Origin of the sequence: Flavobacterium sp. DSP2-3-1 (assembly GCF_049896865.1) — a bacterium.
In the GTDB taxonomy this organism is placed as follows: Bacteria; Bacteroidota; Bacteroidia; order Flavobacteriales; family Flavobacteriaceae; genus Flavobacterium.
Window position 1 is genome coordinate 168,897 of sequence record NZ_JAFCVD010000005.1, and the last position, 20,944, is coordinate 189,840.

Genomic DNA, 20,944 nt, shown 5'->3' on the forward strand with positions numbered 1-20,944 from the left:
TATAATGAAAAAAGTTTTAGAGTTTTATAAGTTTTAAGTTCTTTGAATATTGATTGTCGATCCTATAATACATTTGGAAAGCCGTATAAAATGTCTAATTTATAGGATTTCGCATTAAATATTAGTGCTAATTTTAAGTAATTAATAGAAAGAATTATTACATGCTAATAAATAACGTTAAAATCAAATTTTTTTATTTTTATCACACGTATTAATAGTAGCCGTTAGATTTATATTTATTTTTTTTATGAATGATGTAATTGAAGTATCAAAAAAAAAATAATATGTCACGCTTTATTCAATGTTAAAATTATGTTAAACAAAAACCAAACAGTTGTTTAAATTAAACGCTTGTTTAGTTTTGTTTCTTGAAAAAATTTGATTCCATTGAAAAGTATTTTTAACGACAAACAAATTCAGATCCTCGAAGTTGCCGAAATACTTTTTGCAGAGGAAGGATTTGATGGTACTTCCATTAGAAACATAGCTAAAGTGGCAAAAATCAATATTGCCATGGTTTCATATTACTTTGGTTCTAAAGAACGTTTGTTGGAATCGCTTATTATATACAGAACTTCCGACCTCAAAAACCAATTAGAGAATCTCTTAAAAGAAGATCTGGAACCCATTGAAAAAATCAACAAACTAATTGAACTTTACATCAATAGAATCAACAGTAACAGAGGTATCTACAGAATTTTACATTTCGAATTCACTTCCAAAAAACGAGAACAAAATTTACAGGCTTTTTCTGAATTAAAAAAAGGAAATCTAAAATCCCTTGAAACTATTATTGAAGAAGGTCAGAGAACAGGCATTTTCAGAAAAGATGTAATTATTCCGCTCATTACACCAACCATTTTGGGTACTTTCTTTCATTTTTACATGAACAAACCATTCTTCGAAAATTTATTGAACTTGAAAACGGAGGATTTATATAACAATTATATTAAAACCAATTTGACCAAGCACATACAACAAACTATAAAAGCACTTCTGATATATGAAAGTTAGTCAATTCATGCTCTTTGGGATTTTCTTTATTGGAATTTCATCAATAGAAGCACAAGAAAAAACAAGTTTAACATTGAACGAAGCCATTAATTTGGCTTGGACTAAAAGCAATGAAGTTACGCTGGCCAATACGAAAGTAAAAGCCAAAAAGTACGAATTGCAATCTACAAAAAACAACCAATATCCTGATTTGAAACTCTCCGGACAATACCAAAGATTGGCAAATGCATCGGTAGATTTTAAACTGAATCAAAATAACAGCGACCAGCAGCTTCCCATTGTCAATCAATTAATGGTGGGCCAATTGAATGCCAGTGTTCCTGTTTTCTCTGGTTTTAAAATCCAAAACAGCATCAAAGCATATCAGAATCTTTACGAAGCTGAAATGGCTACTGCTGCTCAAACAAAGGAGGAAATTGCTTTGCGGGTGATTGAATATTATGCCAGTTTATACAAAGCACAAAAAACAATTGAGCTGCTGAAAGAAAACCAAAAAAGCGCCAAGCAACGTGTTAAAGATTTTGTAGAACTCGAAAAAAACGGAATCATTCCTAGAAATGATCTGTTAAAATCTAAATTACAAGCTTCGAAAATACAATTATCGTTAGATGAAACGAATAATAATTTAAAAGTAATCAACTTTTATTTGGTTACACTTTTAAAATTAAATCCAGACACCAAACTGGAAATTCGGGAAGATGATTTTGCTGATTTCCAAATGATAAATATCCCAATTAATGAATTGCCGGCATTAGAAAATCGTAAGGATTTAGAAGCTATTCGGTATCAGGGAAAAGCAAGTGAAGCGAATATAAAAATAGCAAAAGGGTCGTATTATCCGGCAATTGCAATCATTGGTGGATATACCGCATTAAACCTAAGCAATGTCATCACTGTTCAAAATGCGATGAATATCGGTGTTGGAATTTCTTATGATTTAAGTGCTATTCTGAAAAATGGAACCTTGGTCCGACTTGCAGAAAATAAGTTTTTAGAAGTACAAAATTCTGAAGCTCTTTTAACGGATTATATTAAAGTTCAAGTTCAAAAAGCGATTGAAGATTACGATTTAGCTTTAAAGCAAACCACTGTTTACGAGGAAGCACAAGACCAAGCGAGTGAAAATTACCGAATTGTAAAAGACAAGTATGACAATGGACTTTCGGACACTAATGATCTGCTCGAAGCTGATGTGGAACAACTAAATTCAAAAATCAGTAAAGCTTTGGCGAAAGCCAATACCATCCAAAAATACTACGAGTTACTCTCCGTAACTGGTCAATTATCACAATCATTCAATCTAGCTCAAAAATAATCATACTACCATGCAAAAGAAAAAAAAGAATTCAAAATTTATTATTATCCTAGTGGCCTTGGTAGTGTTAGGTGGTACTTACGGAACTTATAAATATAGGCATTCCTTGGCTCATGAAGAAACAGACGATGCGCAAATTGAAAAAAACATGAATCCTATAATTCCTAGAGTTTCGGGATATGTGGATAAAGTATATATCAAAGACAATGATTTTGTAAAGAAAGGCGACACGCTTTTTACAATTGACAAAAGAGATTATCAGTTAAAAATTGAAGAAGCTAATGCTGCAATGGTTGGTGCTGAAGGCAGTTTTGAAGTTTCTAAAGCGGATATTGGAAGTGCTTTGGCTAACATTTCAGTTTCTGATGCCAATGTGCAATCAGCGGGCGGAAATATCGAATCGGCAAAAATAAGATTGGGTCGCATTACGAGTGATTACAACCGATATGAGAATTTATTCAAAAGCCATTCGATTACAAAACAACAATATGAGCAATCTTTAGCCGCAAAACTTGAAGCAGAAAGCCAAATACGTGTTTTACAACAACAACAGCGAGCAACGGCTTTTCAAAAATCAGTTATTGTAGCTAAATCGAAAGTTTCAGACAAACAAACGGAAGTGGCTGCTGCGAATATCAAAAGAGCTCAAGCAATATTAGATGCCGCAAAATTAAATTTGAGTTACACTGCTGTAACTGCTGCAATTGATGGTCAGGTTTCAAAAATCGACATTCAACCGGGACAATTAGTACAACCGGGACAATCTTTATTTTACATCATCAATAACAAGGAGGCATGGGTAATTGCTAATTTTAAAGAAACGCAATTGAACAAAATGGTAATCGGACAAAAAGTTACCATAAAAGTAGATGCGTATCCGGGTTATGATTTTAAAGGTTCAATTACTTCGTTTTCTCCTGCTACAGGTTCTCGTTTTTCATTACTTCCTCCTGATAATGCTACAGGAAACTTTGTAAAAACAATTCAGAGATTACCGGTTAAAATAAGTTTAAGCACAACAAACGATCCTGAAAAAATAAAATTACTTCGCGCGGGAATGAATGTGGATGTCGACGTACATTTAAAATAAATCAAAACTTTGGCAGGTTCTAAAATGTCAAAAACGGCAATAGTTTTAAGAAAATGATAGTTTACACTTTAGTTTAAAATGGTACAAACGGGAGAAGACGATTTAGTAGAATATGGCTTTAGGAGAGTCATCATTACCATTACAGCCGTTCTTTGTGCTATGCTTGAAATTGTAGATACTACAATTGTAAATGTGGCATTGAACAATATGCGAGGCAGTCTTGGTGCGTCACTTACTGATGTGGCTTGGGTAATTACCGCTTATGCCATTGCGAATGTAATTGTTATTCCCATGACCAGTTGGTTATCACAACAATTTGGGCGTAGGAATTATTTTGCGGTTTCCATAATTATATTTACGGTTGCTTCCTTTTTATGTGGGAACGCCAATAATATTTGGGAATTAGTCACTTTTAGATTTATTCAAGGATTGGGTGGTGGCGCTTTATTAGTGACAGCACAAACCATAATTACCGAGAGTTATCCTGTTGCCAAAAGAGGAATGGCGCAAGCTATTTACGGAATGGGAGTTATTGTAGGACCAACGCTTGGCCCGCCTTTGGGAGGTTATATTGTGGATCATTTTTCATGGCCTTATATTTTTTACATCAACATTCCTATCGGGATTATCGCGACATTACTGACTTTGTCTTTTGTAAAAAGCCCTAAATATGGAGATAAACTTAAAGCCAGTCAAGTCGATTGGTGGGGAATCGTTCTATTAACCGCTTTTATTGGCTCCTTACAATACGTTCTGGAGCATGGTCAGCAAGACGATTGGTTCAATAATAACACAATTGTATTGTTAACTGTTGTTTCTGTTTTTGGTTTAGTGCTTTTTATTTGGAGAGAACTTACCTATCAACATCCCATAGTAAATTTAAGAGTTTTGAAAGACACCAACCTGAGAGTAGGAACCATAATGTGTTTTATTCTAGGTTTCGGATTATATGGCTCTACTTTTATCATCCCTATTTACACACAATCCGTATTGGGCTGGAGTGCTTTAGATGCCGGTTTACTGTTGATTCCAAGTTCCATTACTACCGGAATTATGATGCCTTTTATTGGTAAAATGATTCAGCGTGGCATACCGCAAACGTATATGGTGGCAGCAGGATTCTTGTTATTTTTCTTTTTTACGTATTGGATGCAACAGGTAATCACACCAGATTCTGGTGCAGAACATCTGTACTGGCCACTGATATTAAGAGGAATTGGATTGGGATTATTATTTGTTCCTATTTCTACACTTTCCTTGTCCACTTTAAAAGGAAAAAGCATTGGCGAAGGAGCCGCTTTTACAGGAATGATGCGACAATTGGGAGGTTCTTTCGGAATTGCTATTATCACTACTTTTATTGCTAGATTCAATCAGGAACACCGCGTGAATCTTATTTCGCATCTGAATTCAACTTCTTATGAAGTACAAAAAATAGTGCAACAACTAAAAATGGGATTTATGTCTAAAGGCTATTCAGAAAATGAAGCTTTGGCAAAAGCCTACAAAGCCATTGAATATAAAGTAATGGTTCAAAGTTCCGTATTATCTTATATGGACATCTTTTTGTACTTAGGCGCATTATTTTTGTTGTGTATTCCTTTTATACTTTTGATAAAAAAAGGAAAAAACAAAATCAATCCTGCCGATGCCATGCATTAATATTGAAATATACCTGAAAGATAAACAGCATTTGATGCATTCCTTCATCGGAGCTGTAAATATTATGCTAATGTTTTAAGAAAAATACTTATCATTACGTAAAAATTGTGATCCTTTAAAAAATACGATAGCAGATAGAATTAAACTAAATCTAAAAAGAATGAGCCCGACACAATATCGAGCTCATCATTATTTCAATTAATTATAAAATTGTATAAGATTTTATGTACTGTCGTGATCCGCTTTTGGAATGTAATTCGCTACTTAAAATTTCAACTGGTAAACTTCATCCAAATCTTTTTCAGAACTGATATTAACCTCTAAATCGGTAACAAAACCGGAGTTTAATCCGTAAGCCCATCCGTGTAACGTCAAATCTTGACCATTTCTCCAAGCTGCCTGAACAATTGATGTTTTAGCAAGGTCAAAAACCTGTTCTTTTACGTTCAATTCTACGAAAGTGTTAAAACGTTCTGTTTCGTCCAGAATAGAATCCAAGTACGTATTATGCAAACGATACACGTCTTTGATGTGGCGAATCCAGTTATCAATGATCCCAATAGAATCATTTCCCATTGCTGCTTTTACACCTCCGCAACCGTAATGTCCGCAAACTAAAACGTGTTTGACTTTCAAAACGTTTACTGCGTAATCCAATACGCTCAACATATTCATATCAGAATGAACAACCATGTTAGCGATGTTTCTGTGTACAAAAACTTCACCCGGTTTTGCACCTACGATTTCATTTGCAGGAACGCGACTATCCGAACAACCAATCCATAATAATGGTGGTGTTTGACCTTTAGCAAGATCTTGGAAATAATTCGGATCGCTTGCTAACGAAGTTTCAACCCATTTTTTATTATTCTCCAATATTTTTTTATAAAAATCGCTCATAATTTTTTTTATTAATAATTATACAAACGTATATTTTTTGTCATTAGGTGTAAAGAAACATTTTTTTGAATTTAAATTCCTAATTATTTTTCGCTTTATTTTTGAAAAAATTATTCCTCTGTCATTTCTTTTTTTACCATAACTCGTTTTGCGGCATCGTAATAATGCTCAATAGTAACGTATTTTTGTATATCCGTGCTGTTTTCCAACTGATATGCTTTTTTAAATCCTTTTAATTTAACTTTAATGTTATTGTCTACAGCTCTGGTAGTTTTAAACTCATGGATCAAATCCAAAATATCATGCGCAATATAAACCGTATCTTTTGCATCAATGATAACCTTAGAATTTTCCGGTATTTGACTTAATGTTTGTTTGATGGCTGCTTTGTTTAAGAAAGAAACTTCTTGAGCTAAATCGATATGAATCACATCTCCATCTTCATATTCCTCTTTTCTAAAATAATAAGCTCTTTTAAGATTCCCTTTTAAAACAAAAATAACACTGATGATGATTCCCAAAGCTACTCCTTTCAACAAATCCAAAAATACAACTGCTAATAATGTAGCAATAAAAGGAACAAACTGATATTTTCCTTTTTCCCAAAAATGTATAAATCTAGCAGGTTTAGCCAGCTTATATCCCACTAAAATCAAGATGGCTGCTAAAGTTGCTAATGGAATTTTATTAAGAACTACCGGAATAGCAAGTACACTAATTAACAATAATGATCCGTGAATAATGGTTGACATCTTAGACTTTGCCCCAGAATTATTGTTTGCCGAAGAACGAACAATTACAGAAGTCAATGGTAAACCGCCTAATAAAGAACTCACCATATTACCAATTCCTTGCGCTTTTAATTCTTTATCGGTGTCAGTATATCTTTTTTGCACATCCATCCTGTCTGATGCTTCAATACTCAAAAGTGTCTCAATCGAAGCTACAATAGCAATCGTAAATGCTACTACCCAAACCTTTGGATTCATAATTCCAGATAAATTAGGTGTGACGATAATTGATTTAAATTCTTCGAATGACGATGGAACCGGTAAAGAAACTAAATGTTCTTTCCCTATCGCCAATGCACTCCCGTTGCCAATGAATATTTCATTCAAAATAACAGCAACAGTTACGGCAATTAATGCTCCCGGAACTAATTTTAGTTTTTTAAAAAATGGAAAATTATCCCAAGAAATTATGATTGCCATAGAAACTAACGTAATAACTATAGAACCTATTTGGAGGTAATCAAAAATATTAAACAACGCTGAAAAAGTATTACTGCCATCCGTTTGCGAAAAGGCTTGATCTCCCTCAAAATCACTGTCATATCCAAATGCGTGCGGCAATTGTTTCAGAATAATTATAATTCCAATACCCGCCAGCATTCCTTCGATAACATTCGTTGGGAAATAATTAGAAATACTTCCGGCTTTCGCAAATCCAAGTATCAATTGTATCAGACCTGCAAAAAAGACTGCTGTCAAGAAAATATCAAATGCCCCTAAATCCGTAATTGCTGTTAGAACAATTGCCGTAAGTCCGGCGGCCGGTCCAGAAACGCTTATGTGAGAAGTACTTAAATAACCCACTACTATCCCTCCTATAATTCCTGAAATAATTCCTGAAAATAAAGGAGCACCCGAAGCCATTGCAATACCTAAACATAACGGTAGCGCAACCAAAAAAACCACTAAACCAGACGCAAAATCGGATTTAAGGTTAGCAAAAAGATTAATTTTTTTTGTCATAATACCTAACTAAAAGTGAATAAAAACAGTTGTTCACATGCTACATGTGAAAATTGATTAAAAAAATATAATCAAAAATTGTGCATTAAACTTCGTTAGGCGGAGGAATAAATATGGAAGCCGTTATATTATCGTGTTTAGATAAATTCTCAGATAAAATGGCGCTTGAAGTTAATTCTGCGGGAAGGATTACATCTAAAAAATTATCCAAATAAAAAAATGTCTTGATTTCCTTCTGAGCATGTTCTTCTTCAGAGACAGTGTAGAAAATTGAAATATCAGCGCTTTTCTCAATCACAGTAACTATTGTTGGTGTGGCAAGAAACGCAATAAATATGATTAAGAATATTTTAGAGATCATTTTCATTGTAGCAAAAATAGAATAATAGTTCATAAAAAAAACATCCAATATCCTAAATTTTAAAAAAATTAACATTAAAAAAAAACCAGTAAAAAATCAATTGATTTCATCTGGTTTTCAATTTATTACAAACTTTCTTCTAGCCACGCCTGCATCATCCAAATTGTTTTTTCTTGTTCAGAAATAAAATCACTCATCATCGAATTTGTTCCTTCATCATTAATCTCACCGGATTTTTTTAAAATTTCTCTTTCTATTTTTAATAAATAGGACAAGGAAGTAACAATCAAATGAACTGCTTTTTCATCGTTAGAAATATTTTTACCTACAACTAATTGATTATTATTTATATAATCTTCAAAAGTATGAAGCGGTGTCCCGCCAACTGTAAGAACCCTTTCGGCAATCAAATCAATCTTAATTTGGGAATCAGTGTATAATTCTTCGAATTTTACATGCAAATCAAAAAAACGTTTTCCTCTAATATTCCAATGAATTCCTCTTAAATTTTGATAATAAACTTGAAAATTTGACAACAAAATATTTAATTCATTTACTATCAATTCTGATTCTTTTACGGGTAATCCTAAAATATTTGTTTTCATTATTTTTATTTTATACAAACGTAGGTAAGAAAAAGCAACTTTACACTATAAGTCAAATTGATTGTTTTTATATTTGCATCAGATATTATTATAAAAGATGACAATTACTCAATTAAAATATGTTTTGGCTGTGGCCGAACACAAAAATTTCACACTTGCTGCTGAGAAATGTTTTGTAACGCAACCAACATTAAGCATGCAAATTCAGAAAATTGAAGAGGAATTAAGTATTCAAATATTTGACAGAACCAAAAAACCGATTCAACTAACTGATATTGGTCAAAAAATAGTCAATCAAGCCAAAAATATTGTCAATGAAGCCGATCGTATCCAAGATATAGTGGAGCAACAGAAAGGATTTATTGGGGGTGAATTCAGATTGGGAATAATTCCAACGATTATGCCTACGCTCTTGCCGATGTTTTTGAATAATTTTATAAAAAAATACCCAAAAGTAAAGCTCATCATCGAGGAGCTCAATACGGACGAAATAATAACAAAACTAAAAAATGGTCATCTTGACGCAGCGATAGCCGCGACTCCTTTACTGGAAGAGAAAATCAAAGAAATTGTATTATATTTTGAACCATTTGTAGCTTACATTCCGGAAAGTCATCATCATTTTCAAAAGGAGGAAATAGAAGTTTCCGATCTAAACTTAGATGAAATCCTGTTGTTACAAGATGGACATTGTTTTCGTGACGGAATATTGAATTTGTGTAAAAACAACACTGGTAAAAGTGAAACGAGTCATTTTCAAATAGAAAGTGGCAGTTTTGAAACGCTGATAAAATTAGCCGACGAGGGTTTAGGAACAACATTGCTCCCCTATTTACACACCTTGGATTTAAAAGAAACTGACAAATTAAAATTACGACATTTTAAGGAACCAAAACCGGCCAGAGAAGTAAGCCTTATATACCCAAAAAGCGAATTGAAAATCCAGATAATTGAAGCCCTTAGGAGCACAATTGCCGGCGTCATAAAAGGCGCTATTGTTTTTCAGAACGTTCAAATTATAAGTTCGATACATAAAAAATAAAAAAAGGAACCGTTTTTTGCGGTTCCTTTCCTTTATGAATTTACTATAAGTAAACATTGTTTCAACTCTGGTTTTCCTATGGTATAACTCAATAACCATTCTCGCAGTTGCTCCATTTCATAAGGCAACAACATTTTGATGGCTTTTTCTAACTCTTTGCAAAAAAGCAACGGATCAAAACTTACTCTTTCTAAGACAGATTTTGTATAATCATACATGATTTTCGACATAATAAATGAAGATTTTAAGTTAGATTTTTTTAATAAAGCTTCGTAAAAATACAGTAATTTTAATCACACTATTATTATTTAACGAAGTTTTTAGTTTTTTATTTTAGATGAAGAAAAATTCAGAGAAAAATAAATAATTGAAAACAAACACTTTAACTATTTAAGTTCGTTTTTCAGGGCTCGAAACATTTCCCTTTTTCCTGGTGGCCCCGCAAGCTTCTCGACAGTAAAACCTACTTCGATCATGCTCCTTTTAACCACACCTCTGGCAGCGTACGTAACCAGCACTCCATTTTGTTTAAGCGCTTTAAACATTTTTTCAAAAATTGCCGTACTCCATAGTTCAGGTTGCACTCTGTATCCAAAAGCATCGAAATAAATCAAATCAAATTTATTTTCATCGTTAATTTCTTCAAAGAATTGTTTCCTTTTAGTCAATGTAAAATCATCATTCAAAACAATTTTTTCTTCCCAATTGCTTTCATGCATAATATCGAAAATCGCACTTTCCTGAGTTGCCTCTAATTCGGTCACATAATTCATCTTCAAAACTTCATCAGTTGAAATTGGATAGGCTTCTACTCCAACATAATCGATAGTTTGCTGCATTTTTTTAGCCTCCAAAAGTGTAATAAAAGCATTTAAACCAGTGCCAAATCCTATTTCCAAAATAGCAACTTTCTGGTTTTGAAATAAGGAAAGACCATTTTTTATAAAAACATGTCTTGCTTCCTGAATGGCTCCGTGTTTAGAATGATAACATTCGTCCCATTCTGATATATGTATGGTTGTTGAACCATCGAGTGTCTGGATTATTTCTCTTTTCAAAATTATACGCTTTATTTGTATTGATTTAAAATTCTAATACTTGTCAAAATTAATAAAAACTATTACGCTTACTGATGAAAAAGCACAATTTATTATGTAATCGAGAGAATTAAACTTATTTATTTCTAATTTTTTAAAACGTAAATAAATCTTAGTCAAAGACTATAATTAATATTGTTTTGATAAGTAATTTGCTGATTTTTATTTAATTTTGCAAAAATTAAATGCCAATTTGTGAAAACCAGATTCTTTTAAGTTTTAACTCATCATTTTAAAAAAATTAAAAAACAATACATTACTATGAGTACAACTCAAACTAACAAAATTGAAATTATAAAATCTTCTACTTCAAAAATAAACGAGGTAGATTTTGACAACTTAAACTTTGGTTCCGTTTTTACGGATCATTTATTTGAATGTGATTTTAAAAACGGGGAATGGCAAGAGCCAGTTATTAAGCCTTATGCCCCTTTTTTGTTAGACCCATCAACAAGAGTTTTTCATTATGGCCAAGCTATTTTTGAAGGGATGAAAGCCTACAGAGACAGCACTGATGCTATTTGGCTTTTTAGACCTGATGAAAATTACAATCGTTTTAATAAATCAGCAGTGAGAATGGCTATGCCGGAAGTTCCAGAAGAAATTTTCATGAATGGTCTAAAGCAATTGTTACAATTAGACAAAGCCTGGATCAAAAAAGGAAAAGGAAACGCCATGTATATCAGACCGTTTATGATTGCAACTGGAACTGGTGTAATTGCAAATCCATCAAATGCTTATAAATTTATGATTATTTTATCTCCTGTATCTTCTTATTATTCAGGCGATGTAAAAGTATTGATAGCTGAACATTTCAGTAGAGCTGCCAATGGAGGAATTGGGGCTGCTAAAGCTGCCGGAAATTACGCTGCACAGTTCTACCCTACTGAGTTAGCGAATAAGGAAGGTTTCCAACAAGTAATTTGGACCGATGATGCAACGCATACTAAACTGGAAGAAGCAGGAACGATGAATGTTTTCTTTCGAATAAATGACACATTACTAACAGCTCCGGTCAGTGAAAGAATTCTTGATGGTGTAACCCGAAAAACACTAATTGATTTGGCTAAAAGTGAAGGTATTGATGTAGAGGTTCGTCCCGTATTGGTTTCTGAACTTGTTGAAGCTTCTAAAAACGGAACTTTAAAAGAGATTTTTGGCGCTGGAACAGCAGCTGTCGTTAGTCCAATTTCTGGATTCTCCTATCAGGATGTTTATTATGAATTGCCAAAAATCGAAAAAACTGTGGCAATACAATTAAAAGATAAGTTGACTAATATCCAAAATAAACTGGAAGAAGATACTTTTGGGTGGACTGTTAAAGTATAAATTCAACATTTTATAATTTTAAAAAAGCGATTTTCACTCTGAAAATCGCTTTTTTGTTTTCTATTATTTTGGCTGAATTTAGTTTGCTAGGACGCTAATTAAGTATTCTCAAATATTTTAGAAAAATCTGGTTTAAAATAATTTGGACCTTTCAATACTTTTCCATCTTCCCGATATATAGGTTTTCCATCTTTATCTAATTTACTCATGTTACTCCGTTGGATTTCATCGAAAACGGCCTCTATTTTATGTTGTAAACCATGTTCGATAATAGTTCCGCACAAAATGTACATCATGTCACCCAATGCATCCACAATTTCTATTAAATCATTGTTTTTGACTGCTTCAAGATACTCTTCGTTTTCCTCTTTCATTAAATTATAGCGGAGCTCATGTTTACTTTCTCCTAAATTAGCGGTGGGAACTTCACTGTGGCCTATTTTAAAAGCCGTGTGAAATTCTTTGACTGAGTTTATCTGTTTTTGCATCTTTTTATTTTATTAAATGAAAAGGCAAATTAGCAACTATTTCTAAACTATTAACTAAATTTGCCTAAAATAATTTAAACTATGTTTAGTCAAGGTCAATTAGTGTTTGCAGGCTTATTTTTTATTGCATTTATTATTGCTGCAATTTATTCTTACCGAAAAGATATAAAAATACATCAAGAGTTTTACAAAGGAAATTACAAAATTCTGATAGGATTTGGAATTTTTATTGGAATTTTATTTTTAATAAAAGTGTTTTTCAAACGTTAATTTTCTTAAAATAAAGAAATAATGTCCACTTTTCAGTGGACTTTTTTATTTCCTTACTATTTTATCATTCCAAATCAAATTCCTTACTTCTGCTTTGTAAAGCTAGATTACAGTTTTAAATATTAGTTATTCTCAATTCGTTTAATCACCAAGATTCATTTCAGAAAATTAACTTTTTTGACTACGATTTTTGATGTAAAAATGACATTATATTTATTTAACACTTTCTGCTACTTGTAAATTAAATCTTTAACTTTACAAAAATTAATAAACCTGTGTATTATGAGGATTTTAAAATATTTATTTCTTTTACTGCTACTTAGTTTTGTGGCTTTATCCATTTTTGTGGCCACTCAAAAAGGAGATTTTACTGTAGAAAGAAGTCAAATCATAAATTCTCCAAAATCAAATGTGTTTAGTTTTGTTAATGATTTCAGAAACTGGGAAGATTTTGGTTCTTGGATTACAGAAGATCCGCAAATGAAAATAAATTACTCTACTGTAACAATCGGACCTGGAGCATCGTATTCATGGGAGGGAAAAGATGGAACAGGAAATATAAAAACTCTTTTTGTTAAAGAAAACGATAGTATATCTCAAAAAATGAATTTTGGCGGTACGGAATCTTTGGTTTTTTGGAAATTTAAAGATACGGTTGGAGGCACAAAAGTTACTTGGAAAACCATCGGAAAAATGAGTTTTTCTATGAAAGTCTACACTGCATTCAACGGTGGAATTGACCATTTCATTGGCAAAATATATGAAAAAAGCTTGGCTAGTCTTGACAAAACTCTTGATTTTGAACTAAATACATACACTGTAAAAGTGAATGGATTAACAAAAAAATCCGGTACTTTTTACTTAAAACAAACCTTTACCAGTAAAATTTCCAGTGTTACTAAAAATTCCAGAGTCGTATTTTATAAAATCATTACATTCTGCAAACAAAATAATATTGAATTAAATGGCAAACCGTTTATACTTTATCACACTTATGATTTAGCGAACGGATTGACCAAATTATCCTTTTGTGTACCAATAAAAAGTCAAATATTAACGAGCTCGGGAAGTGATATTTTAGCGGATAAGTTAGAACCTTTTGATGCAGTCAAAACAACTTTGACCGGCGATTATTCCCATAGTAGAAAAGCATTGGATAAAACCAAAGAATACATAAACGCTAATAGAATTGCGGTATATCCTGTGTTTTCACATTTAGAAATTTTCACAAAAAGCCGATCCCAAATTAAGAATCCTTCGAAATGGGTCACTGAAATTTACTACCCTATTACACCAAAAGCAATTCCTGTCAATTCTTATGTAACACCTGTCATCAAGAAAGTGGAAGCAGTAAAAACACCGGAACCGGCTATCATTAAAGAAGAAGAGCAATCCGAATTTTAAAATTGTTTTACGACGATTAAACCTTTTTAATAAATTCCATTCTAACCTTAAAATAAAAATTTTGCTAGAAGAACAGGAATTTATAAAACGATTGTTAAACCCTAAAACGCAAAACCAAGCGTTTCAGCGTTTGATATTGGATTATCAAAGACCTCTTTACAATCACGTTCGTAACATCGTTTTGAACCACGATGATACCGATGATGTTCTGCAAAATACTTTTATTAAAATATTTCAACATTTGAAAAATTTTAAAGGAGAAAGCAAACTCTTTTCATGGATGTACCGTATTGCGACCAATGAAGCCTTAACTTTTCTAAAACAAAAATCAAAATTAAGTAGCATTTCATCTGAAATATTGCAAAACAAAACGCTCGACAATCTGGAAGCCGACGTCTTTTTTGATGGTAATGAAATTCAACTAAAATTACAAAAAGCGATTGCATTGTTGCCAGAAAAACAACAGCTGATTTTTAAAATGAAATATTTTGAAGAACTCAAGTACGAAGCAATTTCGGAAATTTTGGGAACTTCGGTGGGAGGATTAAAAGCATCCTATCACATAGCAGTAAAAAAAATAGAAACTTATGTATCGATCAATTAAACCTTTTCGCAATAATCATGTCTAAAAAATATGAAAGCATTTAAATTAGAAAACGAGCCTAAAATTGAAACCGGATTTAAAACACCGGATGATTATTTTGAAAATTTTTCGGTCAAAATGATGGAACAATTACCTGCGAGTGAACCAAAAGTAATTTCCATTTTTCAAAAAAGAAAAAATATATTACTGATGGTTGCAGCAGTTTTAGTAATTGCCTTGATGATTCCATCTTTAAATTATTCAACAGCCAATTCTCAAGCATTGGATAGAATTGCACTGGAAAATTACATTAATTATCAATCAAACGTAAACCAATATGACTTGCTCCGTGTTTTGGAAACCGAGGATATTAATAACATGAATACAAGTATTGTTTTAGAAGATGAAGCTATAGAGGACGTTTTATCAACCAATTCAAATTTGGAAAATCTAATTTTAGAATAAATAACAAATATCCTTTAAGCTAAAATTTTAAAAAAACATAAAATGAATTTTAAAAAATTATTACCCCTATTATTGCTGTTTGTTTCAGTCAGCTTTTACGCTCAAGGTGAAAGTATGCAAGAAAAAAAAGAGAAAATAAAAACGTTAAAGGTCGCTTTTTTTACGACAGAACTAGACTTGACAACAAATGAAGCAGAGAAATTCTGGCCTCTTTACAACACTTTTGATGATAAACAATTTGAATTAAGACATCAAAAAATGAGAGCTTTTATGAAAAGAATGAGTGACGGTTCATTAGATAAAATAACCGAAAAAGAAGCTAATAATTTTTTAATTCAAATGGAAGATACCGAAGAAGAATTATTTTTACTTCGAAAAAAATTCACTCTAAATTTGAGAAAAATACTGCCTTCAGTAAAAATTATTAAACTCCGAAAAGCAGAGGAAGATTTCAATAGAAAATTATTACATCAATACCGTAATAAAGGCCAGAAGAAATAATCGCTTTTTTATTTTCACAGTTAAAAAAATACCGTAAGTACCATGTTATTTTGGAACTTAGGTTTTTTTTTACTTAAAATTAATGCGAATCATTTTATTTTGTCCCGCTGCGATAGCGGTTTGTTCATCTGTAAAGCGAATTGTGTTCAGAGTTGAATCGGTTGACAATTGTTTCCATGAAACGCCGCTGTCAGAAGAATAATGAATTCCCGAAAAACCAACAGCAACAAGACCTTTACCGTTACTTTTAGGAACATATTGTACGCAAGAAGCATATCCGAAACCTTGATTTTCAGCTGTAAGCGTCCATGTTTTTCCACCATCTGCTGTAATAGCTTTATTGGAGTAGTTCTGATTTCTGTTTTCGTAATCACCTCCGGCTACAAATCCGTTATCTGCATCATAAAAATCAGCCGTAAAAATTCCGGTCATCGTTTTGCCTTGCACAATAGGAGAATTATAAACAGTCCAGTTATTTCCTCTATTGGAAGAATAAAAAACCCTCGATTTTTTTCCACCGGAAACAATCCATGTATTATTTTCTCTGATGACAATATTAGTATTGCTTGCCGCAAAAGCGGCTTCGCCATCCAACACTTTTGGCAATTTATCACACGGAATTTTATTCCATGAATTTCCTCCGTCGCGTGTCGTAATGATGTTAAGACAATCAGCGATTGGATCTCCAATGGCAATACCTTCTTTATCATCCCAAAATTGCATACTGTCATAAAAAACTTTTTCATGATTTTCTTGGTACACTATTTTTGTTTCTTTTCCATCTTTTGAAATTCGGTGTAACAACGCCGGATTTGCAACATTTAAAATAAATAAATGCTTCGCTGTTTGGGCAATACTTCTGAATTCAAGTTTTAAAGAATCCTTGATAATGGTGTTCTCCAATTTTTGACCGGTATTTAAATTGTAGAAACCATATCTTCCTTTATCTGCAGCATACCAAATTTTATTTTCATCAATCAGAATCGCTCTAATACTTATTTTATCTTGAAAAAGCGTATCAATTATAACAGATTGAAAACTAATTCTATTTAAATTCACTAATTTATAATCAGCTGTTTTACAAGACACCAGAACAATTACAACCAATATAATTAAAAAAATATTTTTCATTTTCATACATTTTAGGGCTAATTTACAATTAATAATCAAAACACAAATAGCGACTAATATTAATTGGCATAATAATTGGATCTTGAAAAAAAAAGGGAAAACTTAATCCATTTAATTATGAAAACGAAATTACTATTATTGAGTCTATTGACCTCTGTTTTCGCAACACAAACGCAAGCGCAAGATAGAACATCAGTAAATGCAATGAATGCCGAAATCAGCGATAATCTTGATCTAAGAGCTGTTGCTTCTATTTTTGGGGATTCTAGAGACTTACAGGATTTTGAAAGACGCCTGAATGATCCTGAACTTCAAATATCAAATTTAGATTTAAACGACGACAATCAAGTTGACTATTTACGGGTTATTGAAACCGTCGAAAATAGAACGCATTTAATTATTATTCAATCTGTCCTTGATGATGATTTTTACCAAGATGTTGCTACAATTGATGTTGAAAAAGACAGAAACAATAAAATTCACGTTCAAGTGGTTGGAGATGTTTTCATGTATGGTGAAAATTATATTTATGAGCCCGACTATTATACCACTCCTTTAATATATGCTTCATTCTGGTCACCTAATTATCATCCTTATTACTCTACTTGGAATTGGGGATATTATCCTTCCTATTATTATGCATGGAATCCATTTCCTGTATTCCGTTATAGAAATAATATTAACATTAGTCTGAACATCAATAACAATTATAATTATGTTAACAACAGAAGAAGTAATCGTGCTGTAGTTTTACACAATTCAAGACGTTCAAATGGTTACGAAAGACAAAATCCGAATTATTCGTTTTCAAGAAGAAATGTTAATGTAACAAACCGTTATGAATTAGATCAGAGAAGAGCTTCTAGAAATGAAGTTGGTTACTCAAACAGAAGAACTGAAACTCAAAGAGACAATTCGCAAAACAGAATGAACACTACAAGAGGTGGAGTTTCAGCACAAAGGTCAGGTTCGTCCCGGGATTATTCTCAAAACAGAACCAATCCTTCTACTCAGGCATCGCCAGAAAGAGGAAATTCTCAAAGAGAGTATTCTCAAAACAAAACCAATCCTTCTACTCAGGCATCGCCAGAAAGAGGAAATTCTCAAAGAGAGTATTCTCAAAACAGAACCAATCCTTCTACTCAGGCATCGCCAGAAAGAGGAAATTCTCAAAGAAAGTATTCACAAAACAGAACCAATCCTTCTACTCAGGCATCGCCAGAAAGAGGAAATTCTCAAAGAGAGTATTCTCAAAACAGAACCAATCCTTCTACTCAGGCATCGCCAGAAAGAAGAAATTCTCAAAGAGAGTATTCTCAAAATAGAACTAATTCTTCTACTCAGGGAACGCCACAAAGAGGAAATTCTCAAAGAGAGTATTCTCAAAACAGAACTAATTCTTCTACTCAGGGAACGCCACAAAGAGGAAATTCTCAGAGAGGGTATTCTCAAAACAGAACCAGTCCTTCTACTCAGACATCGCCAGAGAGAGGAAATTCGGAAAGAGGAGAATCACAAGGCAGAATCGATCCTTCTAGTCAAGCTGAACCACTAAGAGGTAATTCTCAAAGAGATTATTCTCAAAGCAGAACCAGTTCTTCTGGTCAGGCATCGCCAGAAAGAGGAAATTCTCAAAGAGGAGAATCACAAGGCAGAACCAATCCTTCTAGTCAAGCTGAACCACAAAGAGGAGAATCACAAAGAAGAGAATCGCAAAGCAGAGGCAATTCTTCCAGAAATGACAACGGAAGATCTTAAAAAACGGTATCAGAAAAGTAAAAAAACACGGCTCATTTAGCCGTATTTTTTTTATGAAATAAAAAGCGCTAATTTATTATAAAAGTGTAAATTTGAACCAGTTTTTTAAAAATTATACATGAGCACAGCGCACAAGGACTTGCATAGCAAATTGACATTAGGAGGTTTATTAATTTCATTGGGAATAATTTATGGCGATATCGGAACTTCGCCTTTATACGTAATGAAAGCTATACTTGGGGATCATATCATTAATGCAGATATTGTTTTAGGAGGCGTTTCAGCAGTTTTTTGGACACTTACTTTACAGACCACCATAAAGTACGTCATCATCACTTTAAGTGCTGACAACAATGGCGAGGGTGGAATCTTTGCTTTATATGCTTTAGTCAAAAAAACAAAAATTAAATGGCTGATTGTCCCAGCAATAATCGGTGGAAGTGCCTTACTCGCTGACGGAATTATAACACCCCCGATTTCAGTATCGTCTGCAATAGAGGGGATAAAAACATTTTATCCACAAATAAATACAATCCCAATTGTTATAGGTATTTTATTTGTGTTGTTTACAATTCAGCAATTTGGAAGCAAATTAGTCGGTAAATTTTTTGCACCTATGATGCTGATTTGGTTTAGTATGCTTGCTGTTTTGGGAATTACACAGATTTCTCAACATGCTGAGGTTTTTAAAGCAATCAACCCATATTATGCTTATCATTTATTGACGATTCATCCGGAAGGCTTTTTTGTTTTAGGGTTTGTATTTCTTTGTACAACGGGAGCTGAAGCATTATATTCGGATATGGGACATTGCGGCAGAAAAAATATTAGAATCAGCTGGATTTTTGTAAAGACTGCTTTAGTGCTTAATTATTTTGGTCAAGCAGCTTATTTAATTCAACACGAGGGAAAAACATTACAAAGTTTGGGTGGAGAAAACGGAAATCCTTTTTACCTAATAATGCCAGACTGGTTTCAACCTATCGGAATTGTCATTGCTACACTTGCTGCCGTAATTGCGTCGCAAGCATTAATTAGCGGATCTTTTACTTTGATAAATGAAGCGATGCGATTGAATTTTTGGCCAAAAGTAAAAATCAAATATCCTACTGAATTGAAAGGCCAACTGTACATTCCATCAATCAACTGGTTGTTGTTTATCGGTTGTGTTGGAATAGTTTTGCACTTTGAAGAATCCAGCAATATGGAACATGCTTACGGTCTGGCCATTATCTTGTGTATGATTATGACCACTATTTTACTTAATTTTTATTTAATATTGAAAAGAGTAAAATTATATTTCATTGTACCATTGATTACTATTTATTTAATAATCGAATTTAGTTTTTTGGTAGCCAATATTACTAAGTTCGCTGAAGGTGGTTATGTAACGCTTTTAATAGCAATCGCTTTAATTAGTATAATGACCATTTGGTATTTAGCGAAGCAAATTAATAAAAGCTACACTAAAATTGTTAAAATTGAGGATTATAAAAAAGTTCTTGGTGAATTAAGTACTGACTTATCTATACCGAAATATGCAACACATTTAGTTTACATGACCAATGCCGGAAGAGTGGATGAAATAGAAGAAAAAGTAATGTATTCTATTTTACAAAAAAGACCAAAAAGAGCTGATATTTACTGGTTTGTTCATGTTAATATATTAACGGAACCTTACAAAACAGAATATAAGGTAACTGAAATAGTAAAAGATGATTTGTACCGTGTAGACTTCAATTTAGGCTTTAGAGAACCTACTAAAATCAACCTGATGTTTAAGGAAGTTATCAAGGATATGGTCCAAAAAGGAGAAGTTGATATTACCAGCCGTTACGAATCTTTGAACAAAAATAACATCATCGGTGATTTCAAATTTGTATTGTCTGAAAAGTTCCTTTCTAACGACAGTGACTTAAGATGGCATGAAAAAATAATTATGAACTCTTATTTCTTAATTAAAAAATTAAGTTTATCCGAAGAAAGAGCCTTTGGTTTAGACAGCAGTTCTGTTAAAATCGAAAAGTTTCCAATGGTGCTTCACGCGCCTGAGAAGATCGCATTAACAAGGGTAAAATAAACTTTTTTCATTTTAAAATATAGAAAAACACTGTTTTAAATGCAGTGTTTTTTTATGCAAAAAAATTAAAATCAATAACATTCATTGTTTAAAAT

At 32.6% G+C, this 20,944-nt stretch carries 20 protein-coding genes; 12 read left to right on the forward strand and 8 right to left on the reverse strand.

Annotated features, from left to right (window positions below; all coding sequences use genetic code 11):
* The first annotated feature begins 387 nt into the window (after window positions 1-387).
* The 4 genes from ACP7AT_RS07705 to ACP7AT_RS07720 all read left to right on the forward strand — a co-directional run bounded on the left by ACP7AT_RS07705 (window position 388) and on the right by ACP7AT_RS07720 (window position 5,081).
* Window positions 388-1,014 carry a TetR/AcrR family transcriptional regulator gene (locus tag ACP7AT_RS07705; RefSeq protein ID WP_426063761.1) on the forward strand — a complete coding sequence of 209 codons (627 nt, stop codon included), beginning with the start codon at window positions 388-390 and terminating at the stop codon, window positions 1,012-1,014.
* Complete coding sequence (locus ACP7AT_RS07710) at window positions 1,004-2,329, forward strand: TolC family protein (RefSeq protein WP_426063762.1); 1,326 nt, start codon at window positions 1,004-1,006, stop codon at window positions 2,327-2,329. Before ACP7AT_RS07705 ends, ACP7AT_RS07710 begins: the two co-directional genes overlap by 11 nt.
* 10 nt (window positions 2,330-2,339) lie before the next feature.
* Complete coding sequence (locus ACP7AT_RS07715; protein WP_426063763.1) at window positions 2,340-3,419, forward strand: HlyD family secretion protein; 1,080 nt, start codon at window positions 2,340-2,342, stop codon at window positions 3,417-3,419.
* A gap of 78 nt (window positions 3,420-3,497) precedes the next feature.
* On the forward strand, window positions 3,498-5,081 hold the full coding sequence (locus tag ACP7AT_RS07720) for a DHA2 family efflux MFS transporter permease subunit (RefSeq protein WP_426063764.1): 1,584 nt from the start codon (window positions 3,498-3,500) through the stop codon (window positions 5,079-5,081).
* Window positions 5,082-5,345: 264 nt separating this feature from the next.
* On the opposite strand, the gene can is transcribed toward ACP7AT_RS07720, so the two are convergent.
* The 4 genes from can to ACP7AT_RS07740 all read right to left on the reverse strand — a co-directional run bounded on the left by can (window position 5,346) and on the right by ACP7AT_RS07740 (window position 8,701).
* A complete protein-coding gene (gene can / locus ACP7AT_RS07725; protein ID WP_426063765.1) occupies window positions 5,346-5,981 on the reverse strand; it encodes a carbonate dehydratase in 636 nt (211 codons plus the stop codon).
* A 110-nt stretch (window positions 5,982-6,091) separates the two neighbouring features.
* Window positions 6,092-7,735 carry a SulP family inorganic anion transporter gene (locus ACP7AT_RS07730; protein ID WP_426063766.1) on the reverse strand — a complete coding sequence of 548 codons (1,644 nt, stop codon included), beginning with the start codon at window positions 7,733-7,735 and terminating at the stop codon, window positions 6,092-6,094.
* Window positions 7,736-7,820: 85 nt separating this feature from the next.
* Window positions 7,821-8,129, reverse strand: a complete 309-nt coding sequence (locus tag ACP7AT_RS07735; protein WP_426063767.1) for a hypothetical protein — start codon at window positions 8,127-8,129, stop codon at window positions 7,821-7,823.
* A 92-nt stretch (window positions 8,130-8,221) separates the two neighbouring features.
* Window positions 8,222-8,701, reverse strand: a complete 480-nt coding sequence (locus ACP7AT_RS07740) for a Dps family protein (protein WP_426063768.1) — start codon at window positions 8,699-8,701, stop codon at window positions 8,222-8,224.
* Between the two features lie 97 nt (window positions 8,702-8,798).
* On the opposite strand from ACP7AT_RS07740, the gene ACP7AT_RS07745 reads away from it, so the two are divergent.
* Window positions 8,799-9,743 (forward strand): LysR substrate-binding domain-containing protein, encoded by a 945-nt coding sequence (locus ACP7AT_RS07745; RefSeq protein ID WP_426063769.1) that lies wholly within the window; start codon window positions 8,799-8,801, stop codon window positions 9,741-9,743.
* Window positions 9,744-9,775: 32 nt separating this feature from the next.
* On the opposite strand, the gene ACP7AT_RS07750 is transcribed toward ACP7AT_RS07745, so the two are convergent.
* Both ACP7AT_RS07750 and mnmD read right to left on the reverse strand, forming a co-directional pair.
* Window positions 9,776-9,973: a hypothetical protein gene (locus ACP7AT_RS07750; protein WP_091208837.1), complete on the reverse strand. Its 198-nt coding sequence runs from the start codon at window positions 9,971-9,973 to the stop codon at window positions 9,776-9,778.
* 156 nt (window positions 9,974-10,129) lie between these two features.
* On the reverse strand, window positions 10,130-10,801 hold the full coding sequence (gene mnmD / locus ACP7AT_RS07755; protein WP_426063770.1) for a tRNA (5-methylaminomethyl-2-thiouridine)(34)-methyltransferase MnmD: 672 nt from the start codon (window positions 10,799-10,801) through the stop codon (window positions 10,130-10,132).
* Window positions 10,802-11,101: 300 nt separating this feature from the next.
* Here mnmD and ACP7AT_RS07760 point away from each other — a divergent pair, with 300 nt between their 5' ends.
* Entirely contained in the window at window positions 11,102-12,169 is a 1,068-nt protein-coding gene (locus tag ACP7AT_RS07760; RefSeq protein ID WP_426063771.1) for a branched-chain amino acid aminotransferase, read from the forward strand.
* Window positions 12,170-12,267: 98 nt separating this feature from the next.
* Here the strand turns inward: ACP7AT_RS07760 and ACP7AT_RS07765 are convergent, their stop codons facing one another.
* Window positions 12,268-12,657 carry a hypothetical protein gene (locus ACP7AT_RS07765; RefSeq protein WP_426063772.1) on the reverse strand — a complete coding sequence of 130 codons (390 nt, stop codon included), beginning with the start codon at window positions 12,655-12,657 and terminating at the stop codon, window positions 12,268-12,270.
* Between the two features lie 552 nt (window positions 12,658-13,209).
* On the opposite strand from ACP7AT_RS07765, the gene ACP7AT_RS07770 reads away from it, so the two are divergent.
* The 4 genes from ACP7AT_RS07770 (at window position 13,210) to ACP7AT_RS07785 (ending at window position 15,880) form a co-directional block, all read left to right on the forward strand.
* Complete coding sequence (locus ACP7AT_RS07770; RefSeq protein WP_426063773.1) at window positions 13,210-14,331, forward strand: SRPBCC family protein; 1,122 nt, start codon at window positions 13,210-13,212, stop codon at window positions 14,329-14,331.
* Window positions 14,332-14,392: 61 nt separating this feature from the next.
* On the forward strand, window positions 14,393-14,935 hold the full coding sequence (locus ACP7AT_RS07775; protein ID WP_426063774.1) for an RNA polymerase sigma factor: 543 nt from the start codon (window positions 14,393-14,395) through the stop codon (window positions 14,933-14,935).
* 30 nt (window positions 14,936-14,965) lie between these two features.
* Window positions 14,966-15,379 carry a hypothetical protein gene (locus ACP7AT_RS07780; RefSeq protein ID WP_426063775.1) on the forward strand — a complete coding sequence of 138 codons (414 nt, stop codon included), beginning with the start codon at window positions 14,966-14,968 and terminating at the stop codon, window positions 15,377-15,379.
* A gap of 42 nt (window positions 15,380-15,421) precedes the next feature.
* Window positions 15,422-15,880, forward strand: coding sequence for a sensor of ECF-type sigma factor (locus ACP7AT_RS07785; protein WP_426063776.1), 459 nt, complete (start codon window positions 15,422-15,424; stop codon window positions 15,878-15,880).
* 69 nt (window positions 15,881-15,949) lie between these two features.
* Here the strand turns inward: ACP7AT_RS07785 and ACP7AT_RS07790 are convergent, their stop codons facing one another.
* Window positions 15,950-17,011 carry an oxidoreductase gene (locus tag ACP7AT_RS07790; RefSeq protein ID WP_426063777.1) on the reverse strand — a complete coding sequence of 354 codons (1,062 nt, stop codon included), beginning with the start codon at window positions 17,009-17,011 and terminating at the stop codon, window positions 15,950-15,952.
* Window positions 17,012-17,128: 117 nt separating this feature from the next.
* Between ACP7AT_RS07790 and ACP7AT_RS07795 the strand changes: the two genes are divergently transcribed.
* A complete protein-coding gene (locus ACP7AT_RS07795) occupies window positions 17,129-18,769 on the forward strand; it encodes a hypothetical protein (protein WP_426063778.1) in 1,641 nt (546 codons plus the stop codon).
* Window positions 18,770-18,887: 118 nt separating this feature from the next.
* Window positions 18,888-20,849: a KUP/HAK/KT family potassium transporter gene (locus ACP7AT_RS07800; protein WP_426063779.1), complete on the forward strand. Its 1,962-nt coding sequence runs from the start codon at window positions 18,888-18,890 to the stop codon at window positions 20,847-20,849.
* Window positions 20,850-20,944 lie beyond the last annotated feature (95 nt).